Source organism: Streptomyces sp. NPDC038280 (assembly GCF_055600045.1).
The window spans coordinates 71,276-92,000 of record NZ_JBVJYZ010000001.1; the positions used below are offsets into that span (position 1 = coordinate 71,276).

15 protein-coding genes are annotated in these 20,725 nt (G+C 71.2%); 7 read left to right on the forward strand and 8 right to left on the reverse strand.

The features are described from left to right. Positions 1-86: 86 nt before the first annotated feature. Positions 87-296 (reverse strand): hypothetical protein, encoded by a 210-nt coding sequence (locus ACZ7J0_RS00345; RefSeq protein WP_470882740.1) that lies wholly within the window; start codon positions 294-296, stop codon positions 87-89. Between the two features lie 92 nt (positions 297-388). Continuing rightward, positions 389-610 (reverse strand): hypothetical protein, encoded by a 222-nt coding sequence (locus ACZ7J0_RS00350; protein ID WP_470882741.1) that lies wholly within the window; start codon positions 608-610, stop codon positions 389-391. A 237-nt stretch (positions 611-847) separates the two neighbouring features. Between ACZ7J0_RS00350 and ACZ7J0_RS00355 the strand changes: the two genes are divergently transcribed. The 3 genes from ACZ7J0_RS00355 to ACZ7J0_RS00365 are packed head-to-tail and all read left to right on the forward strand — an operon-like array spanning position 848 to position 3,741. Further along, a complete protein-coding gene (locus tag ACZ7J0_RS00355) occupies positions 848-1,888 on the forward strand; it encodes a YihY/virulence factor BrkB family protein (RefSeq protein WP_470882742.1) in 1,041 nt (346 codons plus the stop codon). Next, positions 1,878-2,552, forward strand: a complete 675-nt coding sequence (locus ACZ7J0_RS00360) for a phosphatase PAP2 family protein (RefSeq protein ID WP_470882743.1) — start codon at positions 1,878-1,880, stop codon at positions 2,550-2,552. The genes ACZ7J0_RS00355 and ACZ7J0_RS00360 overlap by 11 nt, the downstream gene beginning before the upstream one ends. Before the next feature lie 28 nt (positions 2,553-2,580). Further along, positions 2,581-3,741 carry an aromatic acid exporter family protein gene (locus tag ACZ7J0_RS00365; RefSeq protein WP_470882744.1) on the forward strand — a complete coding sequence of 387 codons (1,161 nt, stop codon included), beginning with the start codon at positions 2,581-2,583 and terminating at the stop codon, positions 3,739-3,741. A gap of 50 nt (positions 3,742-3,791) precedes the next feature. On the opposite strand, the gene ACZ7J0_RS00370 is transcribed toward ACZ7J0_RS00365, so the two are convergent. Continuing rightward, the gene (locus ACZ7J0_RS00370; RefSeq protein WP_470882745.1) at positions 3,792-4,376 is read right to left on the reverse strand and encodes a TetR/AcrR family transcriptional regulator; all 585 of its coding nucleotides are present in this window, start codon (positions 4,374-4,376) and stop codon (positions 3,792-3,794) included. 404 nt (positions 4,377-4,780) lie between these two features. Between ACZ7J0_RS00370 and ACZ7J0_RS00375 the strand changes: the two genes are divergently transcribed. Next, positions 4,781-6,844: a galactose-binding domain-containing protein gene (locus ACZ7J0_RS00375; protein ID WP_470882746.1), complete on the forward strand. Its 2,064-nt coding sequence runs from the start codon at positions 4,781-4,783 to the stop codon at positions 6,842-6,844. Between the two features lie 170 nt (positions 6,845-7,014). Beyond that, complete coding sequence (locus tag ACZ7J0_RS00380) at positions 7,015-7,656, forward strand: TetR/AcrR family transcriptional regulator (protein ID WP_470882747.1); 642 nt, start codon at positions 7,015-7,017, stop codon at positions 7,654-7,656. On the opposite strand, the gene ACZ7J0_RS00385 is transcribed toward ACZ7J0_RS00380, so the two are convergent. Then, positions 7,643-8,497, reverse strand: coding sequence for a DMT family transporter (locus ACZ7J0_RS00385; protein ID WP_470882748.1), 855 nt, complete (start codon positions 8,495-8,497; stop codon positions 7,643-7,645). The two genes, ACZ7J0_RS00380 and ACZ7J0_RS00385, sit on opposite strands and share 14 nt — an antisense overlap. Before the next feature lie 148 nt (positions 8,498-8,645). On the opposite strand from ACZ7J0_RS00385, the gene ACZ7J0_RS00390 reads away from it, so the two are divergent. Further along, complete coding sequence (locus ACZ7J0_RS00390; protein ID WP_470884059.1) at positions 8,646-9,707, forward strand: AI-2E family transporter; 1,062 nt, start codon at positions 8,646-8,648, stop codon at positions 9,705-9,707. A 156-nt stretch (positions 9,708-9,863) separates the two neighbouring features. Continuing rightward, on the forward strand, positions 9,864-12,692 hold the full coding sequence (locus tag ACZ7J0_RS00395) for a SpoIIE family protein phosphatase (protein ID WP_470882749.1): 2,829 nt from the start codon (positions 9,864-9,866) through the stop codon (positions 12,690-12,692). A gap of 101 nt (positions 12,693-12,793) precedes the next feature. Here the strand turns inward: ACZ7J0_RS00395 and glpK are convergent, their stop codons facing one another. From glpK to ACZ7J0_RS00415, 4 genes are all read right to left on the reverse strand, one after another. After that, a complete protein-coding gene (gene glpK / locus ACZ7J0_RS00400; RefSeq protein WP_470882750.1) occupies positions 12,794-14,311 on the reverse strand; it encodes a glycerol kinase GlpK in 1,518 nt (505 codons plus the stop codon). A 54-nt stretch (positions 14,312-14,365) separates the two neighbouring features. Further along, positions 14,366-15,211 carry an MIP/aquaporin family protein gene (locus tag ACZ7J0_RS00405; RefSeq protein ID WP_470882751.1) on the reverse strand — a complete coding sequence of 282 codons (846 nt, stop codon included), beginning with the start codon at positions 15,209-15,211 and terminating at the stop codon, positions 14,366-14,368. Between the two features lie 163 nt (positions 15,212-15,374). Beyond that, a complete protein-coding gene (locus ACZ7J0_RS00410) occupies positions 15,375-16,643 on the reverse strand; it encodes a SpoIIE family protein phosphatase (RefSeq protein ID WP_470882752.1) in 1,269 nt (422 codons plus the stop codon). Between the two features lie 248 nt (positions 16,644-16,891). After that, the gene (locus tag ACZ7J0_RS00415) at positions 16,892-20,461 is read right to left on the reverse strand and encodes an nSTAND1 domain-containing NTPase (protein ID WP_470882753.1); all 3,570 of its coding nucleotides are present in this window, start codon (positions 20,459-20,461) and stop codon (positions 16,892-16,894) included. Positions 20,462-20,725 lie beyond the last annotated feature (264 nt).

Here is a 20,725-nt window from a genome sequence, read left to right on the forward strand (position 1 = left end):
TCCGCCCCTTCACCGTGATCGGTCGTACGGGGCGAGGCCTACCCCGGGACGCCGCGTTCACCGCGCCGGGCCGCGGGGCGGACCGTTCACGGCTTGTTGGCGATGGCACCGAGGTACTGGTTGAGGGATTCCAGCCGGGCGTCGAGGCTCTGGGCGCTCCGCGCCAGGTCCTGCAGTTCCTTCGTCGCGGCCAGGACGGCGAGCGCGATGGCCCGCGCGGAGGGATCGCCGACGTCCTGCAGGGACGCGCGTGCTTCCTCGAGAAGGACGGACGAAGTGGGAGCTTGCGAGTCCATGTCTGTCTCCAGTCGGTGGAGGAAGGGGCGGCGGGGCGGCCCGGGAAGGGCAGGCCGGCGGGGAGGCGGAGCGCCCGGACCGCCGGAGCGTCTCAGGCGGCGCGGCGCCGGTGCCTGCCGTGGGACGACGCCTCCGGAGCATCGGTGCGGAGCTCCTTGGGAGGCGGAGGGCCCGGCACGGCGTGCAGGTGCCTGCGGCGGGGAGCGGGGGCGGGGTCGCTTTCCGCCGGTTGCAGGACGCGTTCCTCGAAGCGGGCGAGCGCGAGGACGGCGCCCAGCAGAAGCGGCGGTATGAGCAGCGCTGTGAATACCACGGGAGGGTTCCTTAGGCCGGATGTCCTTCGGGAATGTCCTTCTGGGCCCTTCGGCAGAACGGCTTCTCCTTTCGCGCCTACCCCCTCATGCGAGGAGAAGTCCGGCTTTCCGGATCGCGCCCCCGCGAGGGCCTCTCCACGCGCCCCGCCACCTCCGGGTTCGGCCGGTCGCCCGGCGCTGTCCACCGAGCGGCCCGGGACCGGTTTCGTACGGGCGTGAGAGGACACCCGCCGGTCATGAACCAGACACCACGTCCTCCCGCCCGGGGCGACAACAAGGACGACGGGCGGCGCACGCCGGAGCCGGGGTCTCTCCCGGAGGTGGAGCGAAACGCACCGGACCAGCCCAGCGACATGCCGAAGAAGTCCTGGTGGGCGGTTCTGAAGCGGACCGTGCAGGAGTTCAAGGATGACGAGCTGGCCGACAAGGCGGCCGCTCTGACCTACTACAGCATCCTTTCCCTCTTTCCCGCCCTCCTGGTCCTGGTCTCGATCCTCGGGATCGCGGGGCAGTCCGCCACCGAGTCGGTCCTGGACAACCTGCAGAAACTCACTCCCGGCTCGGCGCGGGACATCGTGTCCGACGCCGTCCGCCAGCTGCAGGGCGGTGCCGGGGTCGGGTCCGTCCTCGCCGTCGTAGGTCTGATCGCCGCGGTGTGGTCCGCGTCGGGCTACATCGCCGCGTTCATCCGCGCCTCCAACGCCGTCTACGACATCCCCGAGGGCCGGCCCGTGTGGAAGGTCCTGCCGCTGCGGCTCGCCCTGACCGTCGGACTGATGATCATGGCGTGCGCCAGCGCCCTGATCGTCGTCTTCACCGGCTCCTTCGCCCGGCGGACGGGCGACGCCCTGGGCCTCGGGGACACCGCGGTGACGGTGTGGTCGATCGCGAAATGGCCGGTCCTGGTCCTCCTCGTCACGATCATGATCGCGCTGCTGTACTGGGCCTCGCCGAACACGAAGGGCCGCGGCTTCCGCTGGGTCACGCCGGGTAGCTTCCTCGCACTGGTGATCTGGATGATCGCCTCCGCGGGCTTCGCGCTCTACGTCGCGAACTTCGGCTCGTACAACAAGACCTACGGCACCCTCGCCGGCGTCATCGTCTTCCTCGTCTGGCTCTGGATCACCAACCTCGCCATCCTGCTCGGGCTGGAGTTCGATGCCGAGATGAGCCGGGAACGCGCCATCGTGGGCGGCCTGCCGCCCGACGAGGAGCCCTATGTCGAGCCCCGGGACACCCGCGAGTGGAGCGAGGAGGAGAAGCGACGTGCGGAGTGATCGCTCCGGGCTCCCGGGCGGTACCGGGCCCGGCCACGGGGATGCCGCGACGAGGAAGGCGGGTCCGCTGGAGCGCCTGTACGGCATCGACACCGCGCTGACCTGCGCGGCGGCCTCATGGAGCGGGACCCTTGCCCGCCGGGTGCTGCCCGCGGTCGAGGAGTCGGCCGAGCACACGAAACTGTGGTGGGGCGCCGCCGCGCTCCTGGCGGCCGGCGGCGGTCGGCGGGGGCGCCGGGCCGCGGCGGTGGGGATCGCGGGCATGTGGCTCGGGCAGGCCGTCGGCGGCGCCGCGAAGCACCTGTGGGACCGGCCGCGGCCGCCGAAGGAACTCATTCCCCATGCCGAGGTGAACGACCGGCCGGACAGCTCCTCCTTCCCCTCCGGGCACACGGTCGCCGCCGTGGCCTTCACCGCCTCGGTCGCGGTGGTGTGGCCGCTCGCGGGTGCGGCCTGCGCGGTGCCGGCCGTGGCGGTGTCGCTCCAGCGCGTCCACAGCGGAGCGCACTATCCCAGCGATGTCGCCGCCGGCGCCGTCATCGGACTGGCCGGCGCCGGCCTCGCGCACCGCGCGTCGGCCGTGGCCGCGGCTCGTGTGGCCGCCGCACGCGTGGTCGGCGGGAAGTGGGGCAGGCGCGTCGCAGCGACGATGCGTCCGAGGTGAGCGTTCCGGAGGTCATGCGTACATGCCGATGAGCAGGCCCGCTCGGCTGCGGCGGGCGAGGGCCGGGATCCGTGGGATCGGCGCGTACATCGGGAGGGGCGTCGCGTCCTCCGGCGCGGAGCGGGACGACCTGCTCCTTCAGGCGAAGACCGTGGTGGCGGCGATGGTCGCCTGGGTGCTTGCGCACCGCCTCCTGGCGCCGACGGTGACGACCTTCGCCCCCTTCACCACCATCGTCGCGCTGCAGGCGACGCTGTACCGGTCGGTTCGCGAATGCGTCCGGTACCTGGGCGCCATGCTGCTGGGTGCGACGCTCGCGGCCGTCCTGGCGGCGGCCGCCGGGATCCATGCCTGGTCCTTCGGGCTGCTCACGCTCGCCGCCGTGGGCGCCGGGCGCGTCAGGCACCGCGGTTCCGAGGGGCTTCAGGTCGCGGTCGTGGCGTTCTTCGCCTTTTCGGCCTTCTCCGCCGGTCACGGCCGGCTCGCCTACATCGGCCACCTGACCGGCTCGGTGACCCTGGGTGCTCTCTGCGGTCTGGCGGCGCACACGATCCTCGCCCCAGCCCGGCACGTACATCACCGGCAGCAGGCGGTCGACGGGCTCCACCTGCGCATGCGGGACGTCCTCACCGACCTCGCCCACGCCGTCGGGGACGGCGCCACGCCGAGCAGCGAGCGCGCCGGCCGGTGGCGCCGCGACTGCGAGGACCTGGTCGCCGAGGCGCAGGGGGTGCAGGCGGCGATCGGGGAGGAGTGGGAGAACAACCTCCTCCATCCGCGCAGCGACCGCCTCGCCGCCAGGGAGGCTCTCGGTCGCGCCCGTCGCGCGGGCAGGGCGGCCGGGCGCGGTCTCGTCCACCTCTGTTCGACGACGCGCAGCCTCTCCCACGCCGTGGACGGCGGTGACTTCGACCGTCTTCCCGATGACTTCCTCGCCGACTATGCGGCGCTTCTGCGTACCCTCGCAGCCGCCCTGGAGACGATCGGGCGGACCTCCGGGACCGATGGGACCGCTGTGGACGCGGTCCTGGAGGAGGGGCGGGCCCTGCACCGTGCTGTCGAGGACTCCATCGAGCGGACCCCTGCCGTACCGGCTCCGGTGCACACCCTGCGCGGCACGCTGCTCACCGATGCGGCCCGGCTGCTCCACGAGCTGCGGCAGTCCCTCCCGGAGCCCGCGCGCGCGTGAGGGCCCCGGAGCGGGCCGGATCGAGCAGCGCCGGGCCGCGACCGGCGGGCCTACTCGGGCCGCAGGGACCGCCAGATCCGGTCGGGCAGGATCCGCGCGGCCTGGGCCAGGTCGACGTCGTACGTACTGGACAGCCAGCGGCGGGCCGTCTCGGCCACCGGTCCGATCACCAGGGCCTCGATCAGTGGCACGGGGGTGGGCAGGATCTCGCCGGACTCCATCCGCGCCACGATGTCTCCCAGCATGTCGGCCTTGGCGGCGCGGATCCGGTCGGCGTGAGCCGCGAGAAAGCCGGAGTAGGCGGACGCGTGGATGAAGAGCGCGGCGTCGGGGCGCTCCTCGGTGAAGCGCAGGTAGGCCCTGACGAGCGCGGCGACGCCGGTGCGGGCGGTGCGGGTACGGGTCACGGCGGCGGTCAGTTCGTCGAACAGCTCCCCCATGCACCTGATGTAGAGGGCGGCGGCGAGACCGTCGAAGCTGCCGAAATGGTGGTAGAGACTGCCGAGGCTGACGCCACTGGCCTCGGTGACCGCGTTCACCGTGAACCCCTGCCGGCCGGAGGAGGCGTACACCTCGAGGGCGGCCGTCAGGAGGCGTTCGACGGTGGCCTCACCACGCTGTTGCTTAGGAGACACGACTCGGTCCCGTTGACGTCATGCGGGACACACTAGTGGACCGGAATTAGAGGGAATTACTAGAAGCCTGTCCCTTCTGCGGCACCTCTCCGGACGCCTGCCCCGGGCGGGCGTCCGGCCACGGCACGTCACGCCACCGGCGGCCGCCGCGAAGGTCTCCACCACCGGCCGGGCGGTGCCCGGAGACACGAGGGGCGGTGCCCAACCCCCTGACGCCACCCAGAGGTTTGGACGGGACGGACGATTCATCAGGTCATCTGTCCCGGACTATTGACTCCGATTGCAACAGTCACGATTCTCATCACCATCGTTCGAGGGGGACATGACAAACTCAGGAGTCATGTCTCCGGACGGTCCCGTTCCTCGACCGCGCCATCCGCTGACCGAAGACGTGAGTGATGACCATGACTCGACACCCCCACCGCAGGCCCGGGCGCAGCCCCGTCGCGCTGCTGTCGTTGCTCCTCGCCGTGCTGGCCACGGTGCTCGGTCCCGTGCCCAGTTCCTCGGCCGATCCCGGCTGGTGGAATCCGACCGCGCGGCCCGCGCCCGACTCCGGGATCAATGTCACGGGCGAGCCCTTCAAGGGGACCGACTCCCAGGGACAGGTACGGGGCTTCGTCGACGCGCACGACCATCTGATGTCCAACGAGGCCTTCGGCGGCAGGCTCATCTGCGGCAAGACGTTCTCCGAACAGGGAATCGCCGACGCCCTCAAGGACTGCCCCGAGCACTACCCCGACGGCTCGCTCGCGATCTTCGATTTCATCACCAAGGGCGGTGACGGCAAGCACGACCCCAACGGCTGGCCGACGTTCAAGGACTGGCCCGCCCATGACTCGCTGACCCACCAGCAGAACTACTACGCCTGGGTCGAACGGGCCTGGCGCGGCGGCCAGCGGGTGCTCGTCAACGACCTGGTCACCAACGGGGTGATCTGCTCGGTCTACTTCTTCAAGGACCGCAGCTGCGACGAGATGACCTCCATCCGGCTGCAGGCGCGCAAGACGTACGAGATGCAGGCCTTCATCGACACGATGTACGGCGGCCCGGGCAAGGGCTGGTTCAGGATCGTCACCGACTCCTCGCAGGCCCGCGATGTCATCCAGCAGGGCAAGCTGGCCGTGATCCTGGGGGTCGAGACCTCCGAGCCGTTCGGATGCAAGCAGATCCTCGACATCGCGCAGTGCGGCAAGGACGACATCGACCGCGGCCTGGACGAGCTGCACAAGCTGGGCGTGCGGAGCATGTTCCTGTGCCACAAGTTCGACAACGCCCTGTGCGGGGTCCGATTCGACGAGGGCACCCTCGGCACGGCGATCAACGTCGGCCAGTTCCTGTCGACCGGCACCTTCTGGAAGACGGAGAAGTGCGCCGGCCCGCAGCACGACAACCCCATCGGCCTCGCGCCGGCGGCCGAGGCGGAGAAGAAGCTCCCGCCGGGCGTGGGGGTCCCGTCGTACGCCGCGGACGCGCAGTGCAACACCCGCGGTCTCACCGAGCTCGGCGAGTACGCCGTGCGGGGCATGATGAAGCGCAAGATGATGCTGGAGATCGACCACATGGGCGTGAAGGCCGCCGGCCGGGCCCTCGACATCCTCGAGTCCGAGTCGTACCCCGGCGTGATCTCCTCGCACAGCTGGATGGACCTGAACTGGACCGAGCGGGTCTACCGCCTCGGCGGCTTCATCGCCCAGTACATGCACGGCGCCGAGGGGTTCACCGCGGAGGCGAGGCGTACGAAGGAGCTGCGCGAGAAGTACGACGTCGGCTACGGCTACGGCACCGACATGAACGGCGTCGGCGGCTGGCCCGGCCCGCGCGGCGCGGACACCCCCAACCCGGTGCGGTACCCCTTCCGCAGCGCCGACGGCAGTGCCGTCATCGACAAGCAGACCACGGGTGAGCGCACCTGGGACTTCAACACCGACGGCGCCGCGCACTACGGCATGGTCCCGGACTGGCTGGAGGACATCCGGCTCGTCGGCGGCAAGGAGGTCGTGGACGACCTCTTCCGGGGCGCCGAGTCCTACCTCGACACCTGGAAGGCCTCCGAGACCCACAAGGCCGGGGTGAACCTCGCCGCGGGCTCGTCCGCGTCGGCGGCATCGTCGGAGTGGAGCCTGTTCACGAGCTACGCGCCCGACCGGGCCGTCGACGGCAACCCGAACACCCGCTGGGCGAGCGACTGGAGCGACGACCAGTGGCTCCGGCTCGACCTCGGGGCCCCAGGCCTGGTCAAGCGGGTCACCCTCGACTGGGAGCGCGCCTACGGCAAGGCCTACCGCATCGAGCTCTCGAGCGACGGCACGAACTGGCAGACCGTATGGTCCACGACCTCCGGCGACGGCGGACTGGACACGGCGCAGTTCGCCGGGACGTCAGCCCGCTACGTACGCGTCCACGGGCTGGAACGCGGCACCACATGGGGGTACTCCCTCCGCGAGGTGGGCGTCTACAGCAGCTGACGGACGGCACCGAAGGCGTCTGCGGGGCCGGGGCGGGTCAGTTCTCCTGATCCGCCCCGGCCCCGGCCGCGTTCCCCGGACAATCCCTCCCGGGCACCTTCCCGGAACAGCCACCCCGGACAGCTTCCCGGGCGCGGCAGGCACAGGACCGAAGGACGGAAAGGAACCACATGGCACGCATGCCGTCGGCCGAACGGCGCCGGCAGCTGACCGAGGCCGCCATCCGCGCGATGACCCGCGACGGTGTCGCCAGGACGACGACCCGGTCCATCGCCGCCGAGGCGGGCGTCTCGCTGAGCGTCTTCCACTACTGCTTCGACTCCAAGCAGGCGCTGCTCGAGTCGGTCATGGCGACGATCACCGATCACGGCCTGGCGGTGGCGAGAGCGGCGATCCGGCCGAAAGCCACCCTGCGGGAGACCGTCCGGGCGGCGTTCCAGGCCTACTTGGACCATGTGGCCGCGCATCCCGGTGAGCACATGCTGACCTACGAGCTGACGCAGTACGCGCTGCGCCGGCCGGGGTCGGAGCACCTCGCGCGCCGGCAGTATGAGTTGTACTCCACCACTTTCGGCGAACTCATCGAGCAGCTCCGGCACAGCATGAAGCTCGACTTCAGCGTGCCCGTCGCCGTACTGGCCCGCTATCTGGCGGCGATGACGGACGGGGTGACGCTGAACCTCCTCGTCATCGGGGACGACACGGCCACGGCGCACATCCTCGACATGATCGCCGACCATGTCACCAGTCTCGTCCTCGACGGGGCGACAGCGCCGGCCTCGCCGTACTCCCCGACCGCTACGACGCGCTGACCCCGCTGCGCGCCAGCGCGAACACCCCGAAGACGATCAGGCCGACCCCCGCCAACTGGGGCAGCAGCCACCACCCCGCCCGTACGTGTTCCTCGTACAGCAGGACGCCCAGGGTCAGGCTGACCGTCGCGTCACCGAGGGTCAGCGCCGGCTGCGAGGCGACCAGCGGTCCGCCCTGCATGGCGTGCTCGAGCAGCAGGAGGGCGCCGATGCCGGTCGCGCAGAAGGCGTACGTCTGCCAGCTCGTCAGGAAGGCGCTCAGGCCCCCCTCGTCCAGGATGTGCATGGAGGTCTTCATCAGGGCAGCCGTCAGCGCGTAACAGATCGCGGTGCCGGCCCCGAGACACCCGGCGCGGCCGCGACCCGCGGGCCGGCGCAGTCCGGCCACCGCCAGTGCCACCACCGCGGCGCCGCCCACCGCGAGTGTCGGAAGCCAGCGGTCCAGAGGCACGTGCGTACGGTTCCCGACGGGCGAGGCGGCCGCGAGAGCCACCCCGAGACCCGCCACCACCCCCGCCACGGCGAGCCACAGCGCCCCGGGCAGCCGCTCGCGCGCGAGCAGGGAAGCGATCAGCAGGGCGAGCGGCAGCTCCAGGACGAACAGCGGCTGAACGAGCGCCAGGGGGCCGGTCGCCAGGGCCGCCGCCTGTCCGACACCGGCGGCGATCACCGCGAGGATGCCCCCCAGCCACAGTGGGCGCTTCAGCAGATCGAGGATCAGGCCCGGCCGGAACGAGTCGGACTGGCGGACGGTGAGGGCAGCGCGGCGCTGCAGCACCGTGGCGAGCGCGTTGCTGAAGGCGGCGAACAACGAGAACAGGACCGGCAGGACAACGCTCATTCCCCGATACTCGACCGCCCGGACGGACGTCCGCGCGACGACACGGCCCGCGCCGGGGCTTCGCCCGGCGTTCGCCCGTCCGGACCCCGGTCGGGCGAATGCCATGCCTCGGGCGTGGCCTCCGGCCCACGGTGGTATGTCGATGGCCATGAAGCCAGGCACACCGCCGCCGGTGTCTCCCTTCCTTCGCACGGCCGCCGCCTACGCATGGCGCCTGCTGGCCGTCGGTGCGGTCGTGTACGCCGTCTTCGCCGTGCTCGGGCGCTTCCACGAGATCGGCGTCGCCGTGTTCCTCGGTCTGGTGATCACCGCGCTGCTGCGTCCGGTCGCCGACCTCGTCGCGCGGGGGCTGCCCCGCGCGGTGGCGGTGGCCCTCACCCTCCTCGTCGGCATCGCACTCGTCCTCGGCATTCTCGCGCTCGTCGGTGAGGCGGTGGCCGATGAGCGGACGACGCTGGTGAACGAGTTCCGGGACGGCGTGGACCGCATCGAGCACTGGCTGGAACGGCCTCCGTTCCGGCTGAACCCCCAGGCACTCTCCGACGTCCAGGGCAAGATCGAGCAGTTCCTGTCGAGCCACCGCTCCACGCTCATCAGCACGGCGCTGAGCGGTGCGCACCGGCTGGTGGCGGTGCTCACCACCCTGGCCCTGGCACTGTTCAGTTCGGTGTTCTTCATCCACTCGGGCGACCGGCAGTGGGCCTGGTTCCAGGAGCAGTTGCCGCGGTCCGTGCGCGGGCGCGTGCGGATCGGCGGCCGTGCGGCCTGGCGGACCTTCACCGGCTACACGCACGGCATCGTGGTGGTTGCGGCGACGAACGCGGTTCTCGTCGGCCTCGCGCTCTGGCTCCTCGGGGTCCCTCTGGCGGTCCCGCTGGCGCTGCTGGAATTCCTGGCCGCCTTCGTCCCGCTGATCGGATCGCCGATCGCGCTCGCGGTGGCGGCCGTCGTCGCGCTCGCGTCGAAGGGTCCGCTGGTGGCGGCCATTGTGATCGCCCTGATCGTGGTCATCGGGCAGATCGAGGGACATCTGTTGCACCCGCTCGTCATGAGCTGGGCCGTTCGGCTGCACCCCCTGGTGGTGGCGATCTCGGTGATCGGCGGGGCGATCGCGGCGGGCATCGTGGGGGCCGTGGTGGCCGTGCCGCTGGTGTCGGTGGTCTGGTCGGTCCGCACGGCGCTGCGGGAGGCACGTGAGACGGCGGCCTGACCCGGCCGCCCGCCCCCCGGGGCGCGACGGGTGTCGTCGTCCGGGTCGTCCGGGCGACGGCCGACACCGCTGGACGGCCCACGCCGCCCTGTTCTCGCCGTCCACGCCGTCCAGGGCCTACCGCTCTTGGGAAGGTGGGCGCGGTAGAAAGTGGCCATGAAGGAAGAGGGGCGTTTCCGCCCGAAGAGCCGGTTGAGGCGCCAGTCCGTACGCCCTTCGCACGCTCACGACGGGCCCGCGGGAGGACGCCGCGGCGCCGGATCGGGACTGCGTTCCCTGCTGAACCTCCACAGCGCCGCCGGACAGGTGTTCGCTCTTCAGGTCGTCATCGTGCTGCTCCTGGTCGCGGCCGGTGTGACGGCACTGGTCGTCCAGGCCAATCGTGGCAGCGAACGCGAGGCCGAGCGGCTCTCGCTCACGGCGGCCGAGACGTTCGCGAACGCCCCGGGGACGGTCGAGGCGCTGAAGAGCCGGGATCCGACGGCCGTGCTGCAGCCGCGCGCCGAAGCGGCCTGGAAGAGGGCGGGCGTCGACTTCATCCTCGTCATGGACACGCAGGGGATTCGGCTGACCTATCCCGATCCGAAGGAGATCGGGAAGAAGTTCGTCGGCACCATCGCCCCGGCGCTGAGAGGCGGAACCGTCGTCGAGCACGCCGGCGGGCCGCCGCTGCCCGCGGGCGTGGGTACGGCCGTCCAGGCGGTGGTCCCGGTGACCGGCGCCGACGGCTCGGTCGTCGGTCTGGTGTCCGCCGGGATCACCGTGGAGAACGTCGGCGACCTCGTCGAACGGCAGCTGCCGCTGATCCTCGGCACTGGCGCGGCCGCGCTGGCACTGTTCACCACGGGGACCGCGCTGGTCTCCAGGCGGCTCCGGCGGCAGACGCGCGGACTGGGCCCGGAGGAGATGACGCGGATGTACGAGCACCACGACGCGGTGCTGCACGCGGTACGGGAAGGCGTGCTGATCACCGACGGCGGCGGGCGGGTGGTGCTGGCCAACGACGAGGCGCGACGGCTGCTCGGCCTGCCCGAGGACCCGGGGCACAGGCGCGTGGAGGAACTGGGGCTGGACGGGGAAACGGCACGGCTACTGGCGTCGGGCGGGCCGGTCACGGATGCCGTCCACCTGGCCGGGGACCGGCTGCTGGCAGTGAACAAACGGCCCACCGCGCCCTTCGGCGGGCAGGCGGGCAGCGTGGTCACCCTGCGGGACACCACGGAGCTGACGGCGGTGACCGGCCGTGCGGAGGTCGCACGGCAGCGGCTGAACCTCCTGTACGACGCGGGGATGCGGATCGGGACCACGCTGGACGTGACGCGCACCGCCGAGGAACTGGCGGAGGTGTCCGTCCCCCGCTTCGCCGATGTCGTCACGGTGGAGCTGCTGGACCCGGTCCTGCATGGCGAGGAGCCGCAGGAGGCGAGCACCGAGATGCGGCGCGCCGCGTCCGTCGGACGGGAAGGGGAGCATCCCCTCTACCCCGTCGGGGAACTGATCCGGTTCGTGCCCGCTCATCCGGTCGCCGCCGCGGTGATCGGCGGCCGGGCCGTTCTGGAGACGGACCTGAGCACCTCCGACGGCTGGCGGGCGCAGGATCCCGAGCGTGCCCGGCGGGTCCTGGACCAGGGCGTCCACTCCCTCCTCGTGGTCCCGATGCGGGCGCGCGGCATGCTCCTCGGAGTGGCGAACTTCTGGCGGGCGAACGCCTCCGCGCCCTTCGAGGAGGACGACACGTCCTTCGCCGAGGAGCTGGCCGCCCGGGCGGCGGTCGCGATCGACAACGCCCGCCGCTACACCCGCGAACACGCCATGGCCGTCACCCTGCAGCGCAGCCTCCTGCCCCGGGGCCTGCCCGAGCAGAACGCCCTCGAACTGGCCTACCGCTACCTGCCGGCCCGGGAAGGCGTGGGCGGCGACTGGTTCGATGTCATCCCGCTCTCCGGCGCCCGTGTGGCGCTGGTGGTCGGTGACGTCGTCGGCCACGGCCTGCACGCCGCGGCGACCATGGGCCGGCTCCGCACCGCGGTGCACAACTTCTCCACCCTGGACCTGCCTCCCGACGAGCTGCTGACCCGTCTTGACGAACTGGTGGCCCACATCGACGCCGACGAGGCCGCCGATCAGGAGCAGGACGGGCAGGAGATCACCGGCGCCACCTGTCTGTACGCCATCTACGACCCGGTCTCCGGACGGGTCGCCGCCGCCACCGCCGGCCACCTCGGGCCGGCGCTCGTCCACCCCGACGGAACCGTGACCTTCCCGGCCCTGCCGGTTTGCCCGCCCCTGGGCCTCGGTGCCGGCTTGCCCTTCGAAACCGCTGAGCTCGTCCTGCCCGAGGGCTCCCGACTGGTGCTCTACACCGACGGTCTGGTCGAGGACCGCGCCCGCGATCTGGACACCGGCACGGAGGCCCTGCGCGAGGCCTTGGCCGTCGGTGGCCGGACCGCGGAAGAGACCTGCGCGGCGGTGATCGAGGCCGTGCTGCCCGCCCGCCCCAGCGATGACATCGCGCTGCTGGTGGCCGGGACCCGGCGGCTCGACCCCTCGAAGGTCGCCGAATGGGATGTGCCGCGCGACCCGGCGGCGGTGGGCCGCGTCCGCGGCGCCTGCGCCCGCCGCCTGGCGGAGTGGGGGCTGGAGGAGATCGGCTTCGCCGCCGAACTCGTCCTCAGCGAGCTGATCACCAACGCCATCCGCTACGGCGCCGAGCCCATCACCGTCCGGCTGCTGCACGACGGCGCCCTGATCTGCGAGGTCTCCGACGGCAGCAGCACCTCACCCCGTCTCCGCCGGGCCAAGACCACCGATGAGGGCGGCCGCGGCCTGTTCCTCGTGGCCCAGTACGCCGAACGCTGGGGCACCCGTTACACCCCCACCGGCAAGGTCATCTGGACCGAACAATCCCTGCGCGGCGGAGCCGTCGAACCCGCCGGGAACCTGGGCGACATCCTGCTGGACCAATGGAACGACGAAGCCCTCTGACCGTGTTGCCCCGGGCGGGCGAGCCGTCGCCCGGCAGTGCCGAGGACACCGGCGGCCGCGCCGCGGCTCCCACCACGGCGCTGCCCCGGTCGGGCGCGGGCCTATTCGACCTTGGCCCAGTCGAGTGTGCGCTCCACGGCCCGCTTCCAGTCCGCGTACCCCTGCGCCCGCTGGTCCTCGGACCACTGGGGCTCCCAGCGCTTGGACTCCTGCCAGTGGGTGCGCAGTTCGTCCGTGTCGCGCCAGAAGCCGGTGGCCAGACCGGCCGCGTAGGCGGCGCCCAGCGCGGTCGTCTCGGCGACGACGGGCCGGCTGACCGGTACGCCGAGGACATCGGCCTGGATCTGCATGCACAGATCGTTCGCCGTCACACCGCCGTCGACCTTGAGCACGTCCAGGTGGACCCCGGAGTCCTGCTCCATGGCCTCCACCACGTCGCGGCTCTGGTAGCAGATGGCCTCCAGAGTGGCCCGCGCCAGGTGTCCGTTGTCGTTGTACCGGGCGAGGCCGACGATCGCGCCGCGGGCGTCGGAGCGCCAGTACGGGGCGAACAGACCTGAGAAGGCCGGGACGAAGTACATGCCGCCGTTGTCGTTCACCGTGCGGGCCAGCGTCTCGCTCTCGGCCGCGGTCTTGATGATCTTCATCTGGTCGCGCAGCCACTGCACCGCGGAGCCGGTGACCGCGATGGAACCCTCCAGGGCGTAGATCGCCGGGCTGTCGCCGAACTGGTACGCCACCGTGGTCAGCAGGCCGTGTTCGGAGCGGACCAGTTCGGTACCGGTGTTCAGGACCAGGAAGTTGCCGGTGCCGTAGGTGTTCTTGGCCTCGCCGGGCGCGTAGCAGACCTGTCCGACGGTTGCCGCCTGCTGGTCGCCGAGGACGCCGGTGATGGGGATGGCGGCCCGCAGCGGCCGTGAGCTGCGGGTCACGCCGAACGCCTCCCGGTGGGAGGACGGGTTGATGGTGGGCAGCATCGACCGCGGGATGTTGAAGAAGCCCAGCAACTCGTCGTCCCAGTCGAGGGTTTCGAGGTTCATCAGCATGGTGCGGCTGGCGTTGGTCACGTCGGTGGCGTGGATGCCGCCGTCGGGTCCGCCCGTGAGGTTCCACAGAACCCACGCGTCGGTGTTGCCGAACAAGGCGTGGCCCCGCTCCGCCGCCTCGCGGACGCCGTCGACGTTCTCCAGGATCCACTGGACCTTGCCGGCGGAGAAGTACGTCGCCGGCGGCAGCCCCGCCTTGCGGCGGATCACGTCGCCCTGGCCCGATCGCTCCAGGGCGGCCGCGATCGAGTCGGTGCGGGTGTCCTGCCAGACGATGGCGTTGTAGTACGGGCGTCCGTTGCGGGGGTCCCAGACGACGGTCGTCTCCCGCTGGTTGGTGATGCCGATCGCCGCCAGGTCCTCCGGCGACAGGTTCCCGTGCCGGAGGGCGTTCTGGATCACCGAGTTGGTGCGTTCCCAGATCTCCACCGGGTCGTGTTCGACCCAACCCGACCGCGGGAGAATCTGGGCGTGCTCCAGCTGGTGTCGCGCCACCTCGTTGCCGGCGTGGTCGAAAATCATGAAACGGCTGCTCGTGGTTCCCTGGTCCACCGCGCCGACGAAGTCCGCCATGGCATTCCGCCTCTTCTGTGGGAAGGACTGGGTGACGGCCTCACAGGAGGCCGCTCACCCCTCGGGGGTGGGAACGCGACCGGGCGGCTCCGGTTCCGCGGTCGGCAGGAACCTGCCGACGAAGACCTTGTACACGAAGGCTCCGAGCAGACCGCCGATGAGCGGCCCGACGATCGGGACCCAGAAGTAGAGGTTCCCGTACTGGTCTCGCCACGCTCCGCCGTAGCCGGTGAGGAAACTCGCCAGCCTGGGACCGAAGTCGCGCGCGGGGTTGATGGCGTAGCCGGCGTCGGTACCCCAGGCCATGCCGATCGCCACGACGACCAGGCCGATGATGAACGGGGCCAGATTGGCGCCGGGGGGCGTGTTCAGCAGGTCGGTGATCGCCATGATGAGCAGCAGCAGGATCGCCGTGCCGATGACCTGGTCCCGAAACGCGCCCCACTCGTGAACCGGCAGGTTCGGATTGCCGTTGGCCGGCAGCGTGGAGAACACGCCCTGCGTCTTGATGGTGTGCCCGGGGTCCGCCTTCGCCAGCGCCTCGGTGTAGTTCCACCGCACCAGCAGGGCCGCCACGAAGGCACCCGCCGTCTGGGCCAGCGCGTAGGGCGCCACCCTGCTCCAGGGGAAACCCTTGAACACGGCCAGGGCCAGCGTCACCGCGGGATTGAGGTGGGCACCACTCAGCCGTGCCGCCACGTAGACGCCGAGAGTGACGCCGAGGCCCCATGCCCAGGCGATGCTGTCGTGGTTTCCGAGGCCGCCCGGGGGGTCCGTGAGGGCACCGCCCGCCACCACTTGGGCGACCACGCCGCAACCGAAGAGGATGAGAACCATGGTGCCGAGGAATTCGGCCGACAGCTCTCCTACCAGCCCCAGCTTTTTGAGCCGCTCAGCCATGTGAGCCTGCTTCCTGCCGGCTCTCGACCGGCCCGTCGCTCGGCCCCCCGAGTGATCCACGATCAGCGTAGGCGGGCTCGCGGTGCTCCGCGCGCGAAGCACCTCCACTCGGGTGTCGACCAAGTCAGCGACCCCCTTGACCTCCAGGACCCGCCGGACGGTCCTAGAGACGGACGACGACCAGCGCGATGTCGTCTCGGGCGCCTCCGGCGACACCGAGGCGCTCGAGGAGGGCGTCGGCCAGGCGCTCGGGGCTGAGGTGGCGCAGGGCGGTCAGGGCGGCGGTGAGCCGGTTCAGGCTGGTGTCGATGTCCTCGTCGCGGTGTTCGATCAGGCCGTCGGTGTAGAGGACGAGGGTGTCGCCGCGGCCGTACGCGGCGCCGGCCTGGGGGCGGGGTACGTGCTCCGGCCGGGCACCGAGGGGCGGGTCCGTGGCCTGGTCCAGTAGTGCGAAGGTGCCGTCGGCATGCGTGAGGACGGGCGGGGGGTGACCGGCGCTGGAGTAGACGATCAGTTTCGAGCGGGTGTCGACCAGTACCGTGACCGCGGTCGCGGCCAGGGCGTCCTGCACCGACCGGGCGTAAAGGCCGAGTACTTCCAGCGCCTGGGCCGGTCCGGCGACCGCGCGGCTGGCCGCGGAGAGAGCGCTGCGAAGCATGCCCATGACGGTTGCGGCTTCGAGTCCATGGCCGACGACGTCGCCGACGGCGATGGTGAACCGGTCGTCCGCCAGGTCGACGGCGTCGTACCAGTCCCCGCATACGTTCAGTGAGCCGATGGCGGGCAGGTAGCGCACGGCGACGTCCGGGTGGTGGGCCAGGTCCGGGGTGTGCAGCATCGCTTCCTGCAGCGTGATGGCGACCTGCCGTTCACGGGCGTGCGCGGCGCGCAGTTCCTCGTTGAGACGTTGCAGTTCGCGGGCGCGGGCATACAGCTCGCTCTCCATCGACGCTTCCCGTCCCGGGTGAGGCTGCGCGGGCTGGTGGCTGCGGGCGCGGACGAAACTGGTGACGTCCTCGACCCGGTGAATGATCCACGCCACGTGGCCGTCCTCGTCGAGGACGGGGGAGTTGACCGGGGACCACCAGCGTTCCTCGAAGGCTCCGGGCTGGCCGACGAGAGGAATGTCGTACTTCTGCACGGCCATGGTGTCCGGCTCGCGGGCGGCCAGAACACGCTGCAGCGATGCGGAGAGATTGCGGACGCCGTCCGCGTGGGGGTCGGCGGGGTTGTCCGGAAAGGCGTCGAACAGGTACTGACCCAACAGGTCGTCGCGGGTGCGGCCGGTCGCCTGACAGTACGACTCGTTCACGCCCACGATCACGAGCGCCGGGTTCAGCACCAGATAGGGACTTGGGGTGGCGGCGAACAACGCCGCGTAGTCGACTTCCCCCGGGACCGCCTGCCCTCCTCCGGCTGCAGAAATGCCCACCCCTTCAATCTACGAGCTCGTGGACGGCTGTGCCCTTCGGGAGCCGGCTGTCCAGGCGGATGCGACCGGGCACGGGCCGGTGATGAGGGCGAGGGCCTCGATCACCCGGGCCGCCCCGCCCCAGGGCGGGTCGGTTCTCGGCGATGACCATGCCCTCCGGAGTGCGCCGGCCGTCCCGTCCCGTCCTGCGCTGCCACACGGGTCAGTCCGTCTTTGCGACCCGCGGCCGGACGGCGACAGCCGGCCAGTCAGTCGCAGGGATCCCCGGTGGCCGCACCGTCAGGGGTCAGTTCCTTCACGGTGCCCGACTCCACGGACGTCGCCAAGGCGGTGCACAGGTGGGCCGCGGCCTTGCCGGGGTCGGTGGAATACGCGTCGGCCGACCGGTGGACGAGCCTCTGCTCGGGGAGCCTTCCCTCCTGTCTGCCCACGACGCCGATCGCGCCTTCGGTGAACAACGCCAGGCGGGCCTCGCGGCCGTCACCCACGGCCTGCACGGATCGCCATCCCGAGGAGAGGCGCAGGGCGGACTTCCGCGGTTGGTCCCGCGCGCCCACGCGCCAGACCCAGACCCTCGTCGACGTCTTCTCGTCGAGGTCGTCCATGACCTTTTCCAGAGCGTCCATATGGGACGGGTCGATCGGGGGCACTTGGGGCCACTGCTCTCCCAGGTTGTCCATCCCCGTGGCGTACAGATTCCTCCCGGTCCCGTCGAGGGTGATGCGGGCGGAGCCGACCGAGTCGCTGAGGCCGCGGAGCCTCGCGACGACGGCCCCCGTGGCTACGTCCCAGACAGAGAGCTCCGTTCCCCATGTGTCGGCCGAGGGGGAGAGTGTGGCGGCGACACGCGTTCCGTCGCCCGAGACAGCGACGGCGCCGTTGACGGCGTACTGCGCCAGGACCGTTGCCTTCGCTTCCGCGTGGGCGTTGGCCTCCGCACGGGTGAGCTCGATCCTCCGGAGCTCATGACGGACGTAGGGTTGCTTGCCGCCCTCCCCCGTCGTCAGTACCAGCGCCGACTCTCCGCCCGGTGCCAGCCAGAAGCCGGTCACGGACCTGAGACCCATGTAGCTCTTCCAGTGCAGGGTCGTCGTGGTGAGGAGCCGGCCGGTGGCGAGGTCGCGCCGCTGCAACTCCCACGTGTCATTGGCTGTCTTGAGCAACAGCCCGATCACCTTGGCGGACGGATCGATGCTCATGGCGTCCACAGTGGCTACGCGCCCCACGCCGTTCACCGGGACAGCGACCGTGGGGCGGCCCGAGTCCGTGTCGAACACCGTCAGGCACGTGCTCTGCACCACCGCGTAGCGATCGGGTGGCCTGCACGCGTTCCCCTTGAAGTTCTCGTTGACGGCGGGGCTCATCGGGGTGATGAACGCCGCGTGCCGTCCGCTCGCGTCGATGACCGGCCGCTGTCCCTGCATCGCCGGGTCGAACAGGTCGAGCGAGCGCCGTTTCGCACTGTGGCCGTCCGCCGCGATGCGCCACACCGCGGGTTTGAGATCCGGGGCCGTCAGGACGAGCGTCCTGCCGTCCGCGCTGAACGGGTTGTGGACGGACATCACACCGTCGCCGCTCCCGGAGCCGCCCACCGGGCCTTTGGTACTGGGGTCGGGCAGCAGCAGATCCGCGGAGTGCAGATCGCCGTAGCTCCTCTGCACCCGGGCGCTGGTCTCCTTGGTCACCGCCGTGGCACGGGCTCGCAGCGCGAGTTGCGCCGCGCCGTACGCGTCGTTGTATTCCAGCTTCGCGGCGCCTTGGGCAAGGGAGTGGGCCGCGGAGTGCGTCAGCTTCTCCTGCTGGTCGCTCCAGATGAGCGTGCCTGTCACGGCGAGCGCGGTGACCACGGCCGCGGCCCGCAGACCCAGTGCGCGGTGCCGGCGTCGGCTCACGGCGAGATAGCGGCGCTCTTCCTGACCGATCTCCTCGGGGTGCGTACGCATCCACCGGCGTGCCTCGCGTGCGTCGGAGAGCGGCAGCAGTCGTCGCTTCGGGCAGCCCTCGCTGTGCCACGCCTCGATCCGACGGCGCAGGCCGTCCTGCCAGATGCGGAAGTCGCGGTCGCGCAGCGCGAGTTGGTGGAGCCGTTCCCAGCGGGTGATCAGGGAGTCGTGCGCGAGTTCCACACCGAGCCGTGCCTGCTCGCCGTCCGACCCCTCCGCCGTCCCGGCGTCGGCGGCGGACCGTGGTACGTCGGCCAACTCCCGGACGACGACCACCCGGGATGTGGCCAAGCGGCCGGCCAGGGCCCAGGTGTCGTCCCCGAACTCCGCGCGGGCAGCGGAGCGCCGGGTGAAGGCCATCCGGTCCGGCAGAGGATGCACGAGCTGGGTCAACAGCCGGGACGCCAGGGCCTGTTCGCCGCTGTCGAGCCCCCTCCAGATGTGTTCGGCATGATCCGCGAGAGCGTTCTGAACGCCGCCCACGTCGTCGTAGGTCTCGTGGGTCAGCAGGCCGTTCCGCTGGCGTTCCCACAGCTGGGACAAGGTGAACTGGACGAGCGGAAGGCGCCCTGGGGCGTGTCCGACCTCGTCCATGATGCGGTTGACCAGGCCCTCCTCGTACCTCACCGTACGCAGCTTCCGGAGTGGTCCGAGAACGGCCTGGCGCAGTTCGGTGTCGTCGAGTTCACCGACGGTCTGCAGCCGTTCGCCGTCCGCCAGGAAGCCGAACAGGGGCCGCTTGAGGGCGCTGCCGAGGAAGTCGGCGCGCAGCGCGCACAGCAGCCGCACCCGGGAGTCGGTCCATGCGCCGGAATCACGGCCGCCCTCGCCCGCGCCGGATGCCGGAACGGCCGTCCGCAGCACGGCGGCGAAGTCGTCCGCGTCCTGGTCGGAGGCGGCGAAGACCTCCTCGAGTTGGTCGACGAAGATCAGCAGCCGCTCGGCGCCCCGGGCGTCGAGTACGGCTCCGGTGATCTCCCGTAGCCCATCCCGCGTGATGTGGGCGGCCAGCTCGGTCACCAGGTCGAGACGCCGGATGGTGTCCGATGCGTCGGTCGCGGCAGCGGCGGGCGCGGTCCGCTCCGGTGCGAGTGCGCGAACGAGCGCGAACGCGAGGGAGCGCAACGGCGTACGCGCCTCGGAGGGACGCATGGGTACGACCAGGGTGCCGGGCTCCGCGCGCAGCCGGGGGAGCACGCCTGCCCGGACGAGCGAGGACTTTCCGACACCGGAGGGCCCGATCACGGTGACGACCGGCGCGGCCCGGCTGCGCCGGACGATCTGCTCGGAGAGCCCGTCCCGCCCGAAGAAGACGTCCGCTTCCGATTCGGAGAACGGGCGCAGTCCCGGGAAGGGCGAGGGCGGCTGCGCCATGGCCCGCAGTTGGGGCCACCCCTCGAACAGGCCGGCCGTCGGCACCATGTAGGCGCTGCGGATGCCCGAGCCTCGCCAGGCGGTCACCACCATGCCGACGGCGGCCGCGCGCTCCGGGTCCCAGACCGGGACGCCGGAGAACCCTTTCCGGATGTCGAACTGGCTGGTGTCGTCCACATCGATCTGGACCCAGCCGCGCGCTTGCCGACCCCTCAGCCGCCCGATGCTCCACACCCCGCTGTCGGACAGCTCGGGAAATCCCAGCACCACCGCACCGAGATCAAAGGTCTCCGGGGCGTCGATCAGCGCCGCCACGGTGGCCGCGGACGGGGGCGGGGCCGCGAGATGGAGCCCGGCGATGTCCTCGGGGGCCGTTCCACCGGGCGGCACCCAGTGCTCGACCTCGGCGGTCAGCCGTACGCCCGGGGCCACCAGCGGAAAGTCCACCGTCACCGGCTCCGAGGGACGGGAGGAACTCTCGCCGTCCCTCCCGAGCGCCATGCTGACGACGTGAGCACAGGTCAGCAGGCGGTTCGGGGCGGCAAGGAAGGCTCCCCCCACCGGCCGCCCGTTCGGGCCCCATACCCGCGCGACCGCGGCACCCAGGGGACTGACGGCGGCCGGCACGGCGGCCCCCGCGGAACCGGTCGTCACACTGTCTGACTCACGGGCCACCGGTGTTGGGCCTCCCCCTGCGCTCTGCGACCCCGCAATTCTGATAAGCATGGCAGAACACCCCTTGTTCTGCAGGGGAGTTGCACTCTG

Bases quoted from the DNA above. Each gene is read 5' to 3' on its own strand.
- ACZ7J0_RS00345 (WP_470882740.1), bottom strand. From the start codon at position 296: ATGGACTCGCAAGCTCCCACTTCGTCCGTCCTTCTCGAGGAAGCACGC.
- ACZ7J0_RS00355 (WP_470882742.1), top strand. From the start codon at position 848: ATGAACCAGACACCACGTCCTCCCGCCCGGGGCGACAACAAGGACGAC.
- ACZ7J0_RS00365 (WP_470882744.1), top strand. From the start codon at position 2,581: ATGAGCAGGCCCGCTCGGCTGCGGCGGGCGAGGGCCGGGATCCGTGGG.
- ACZ7J0_RS00375 (WP_470882746.1), top strand. From the start codon at position 4,781: ATGACTCGACACCCCCACCGCAGGCCCGGGCGCAGCCCCGTCGCGCTG.
- ACZ7J0_RS00380 (WP_470882747.1), top strand. From the start codon at position 7,015: ATGGCACGCATGCCGTCGGCCGAACGGCGCCGGCAGCTGACCGAGGCC.
- ACZ7J0_RS00385 (WP_470882748.1), bottom strand. From the start codon at position 8,497: ATGAGCGTTGTCCTGCCGGTCCTGTTCTCGTTGTTCGCCGCCTTCAGC.
- ACZ7J0_RS00390 (WP_470884059.1), top strand. From the start codon at position 8,646: ATGAAGCCAGGCACACCGCCGCCGGTGTCTCCCTTCCTTCGCACGGCC.
- ACZ7J0_RS00395 (WP_470882749.1), top strand. From the start codon at position 9,864: ATGAAGGAAGAGGGGCGTTTCCGCCCGAAGAGCCGGTTGAGGCGCCAG.
- glpK (WP_470882750.1), bottom strand. From the start codon at position 14,311: ATGGCGGACTTCGTCGGCGCGGTGGACCAGGGAACCACGAGCAGCCGT.
- ACZ7J0_RS00405 (WP_470882751.1), bottom strand. From the start codon at position 15,211: ATGGCTGAGCGGCTCAAAAAGCTGGGGCTGGTAGGAGAGCTGTCGGCC.
- ACZ7J0_RS00415 (WP_470882753.1), bottom strand. From the start codon at position 20,461: ATGGCGCTCGGGAGGGACGGCGAGAGTTCCTCCCGTCCCTCGGAGCCG.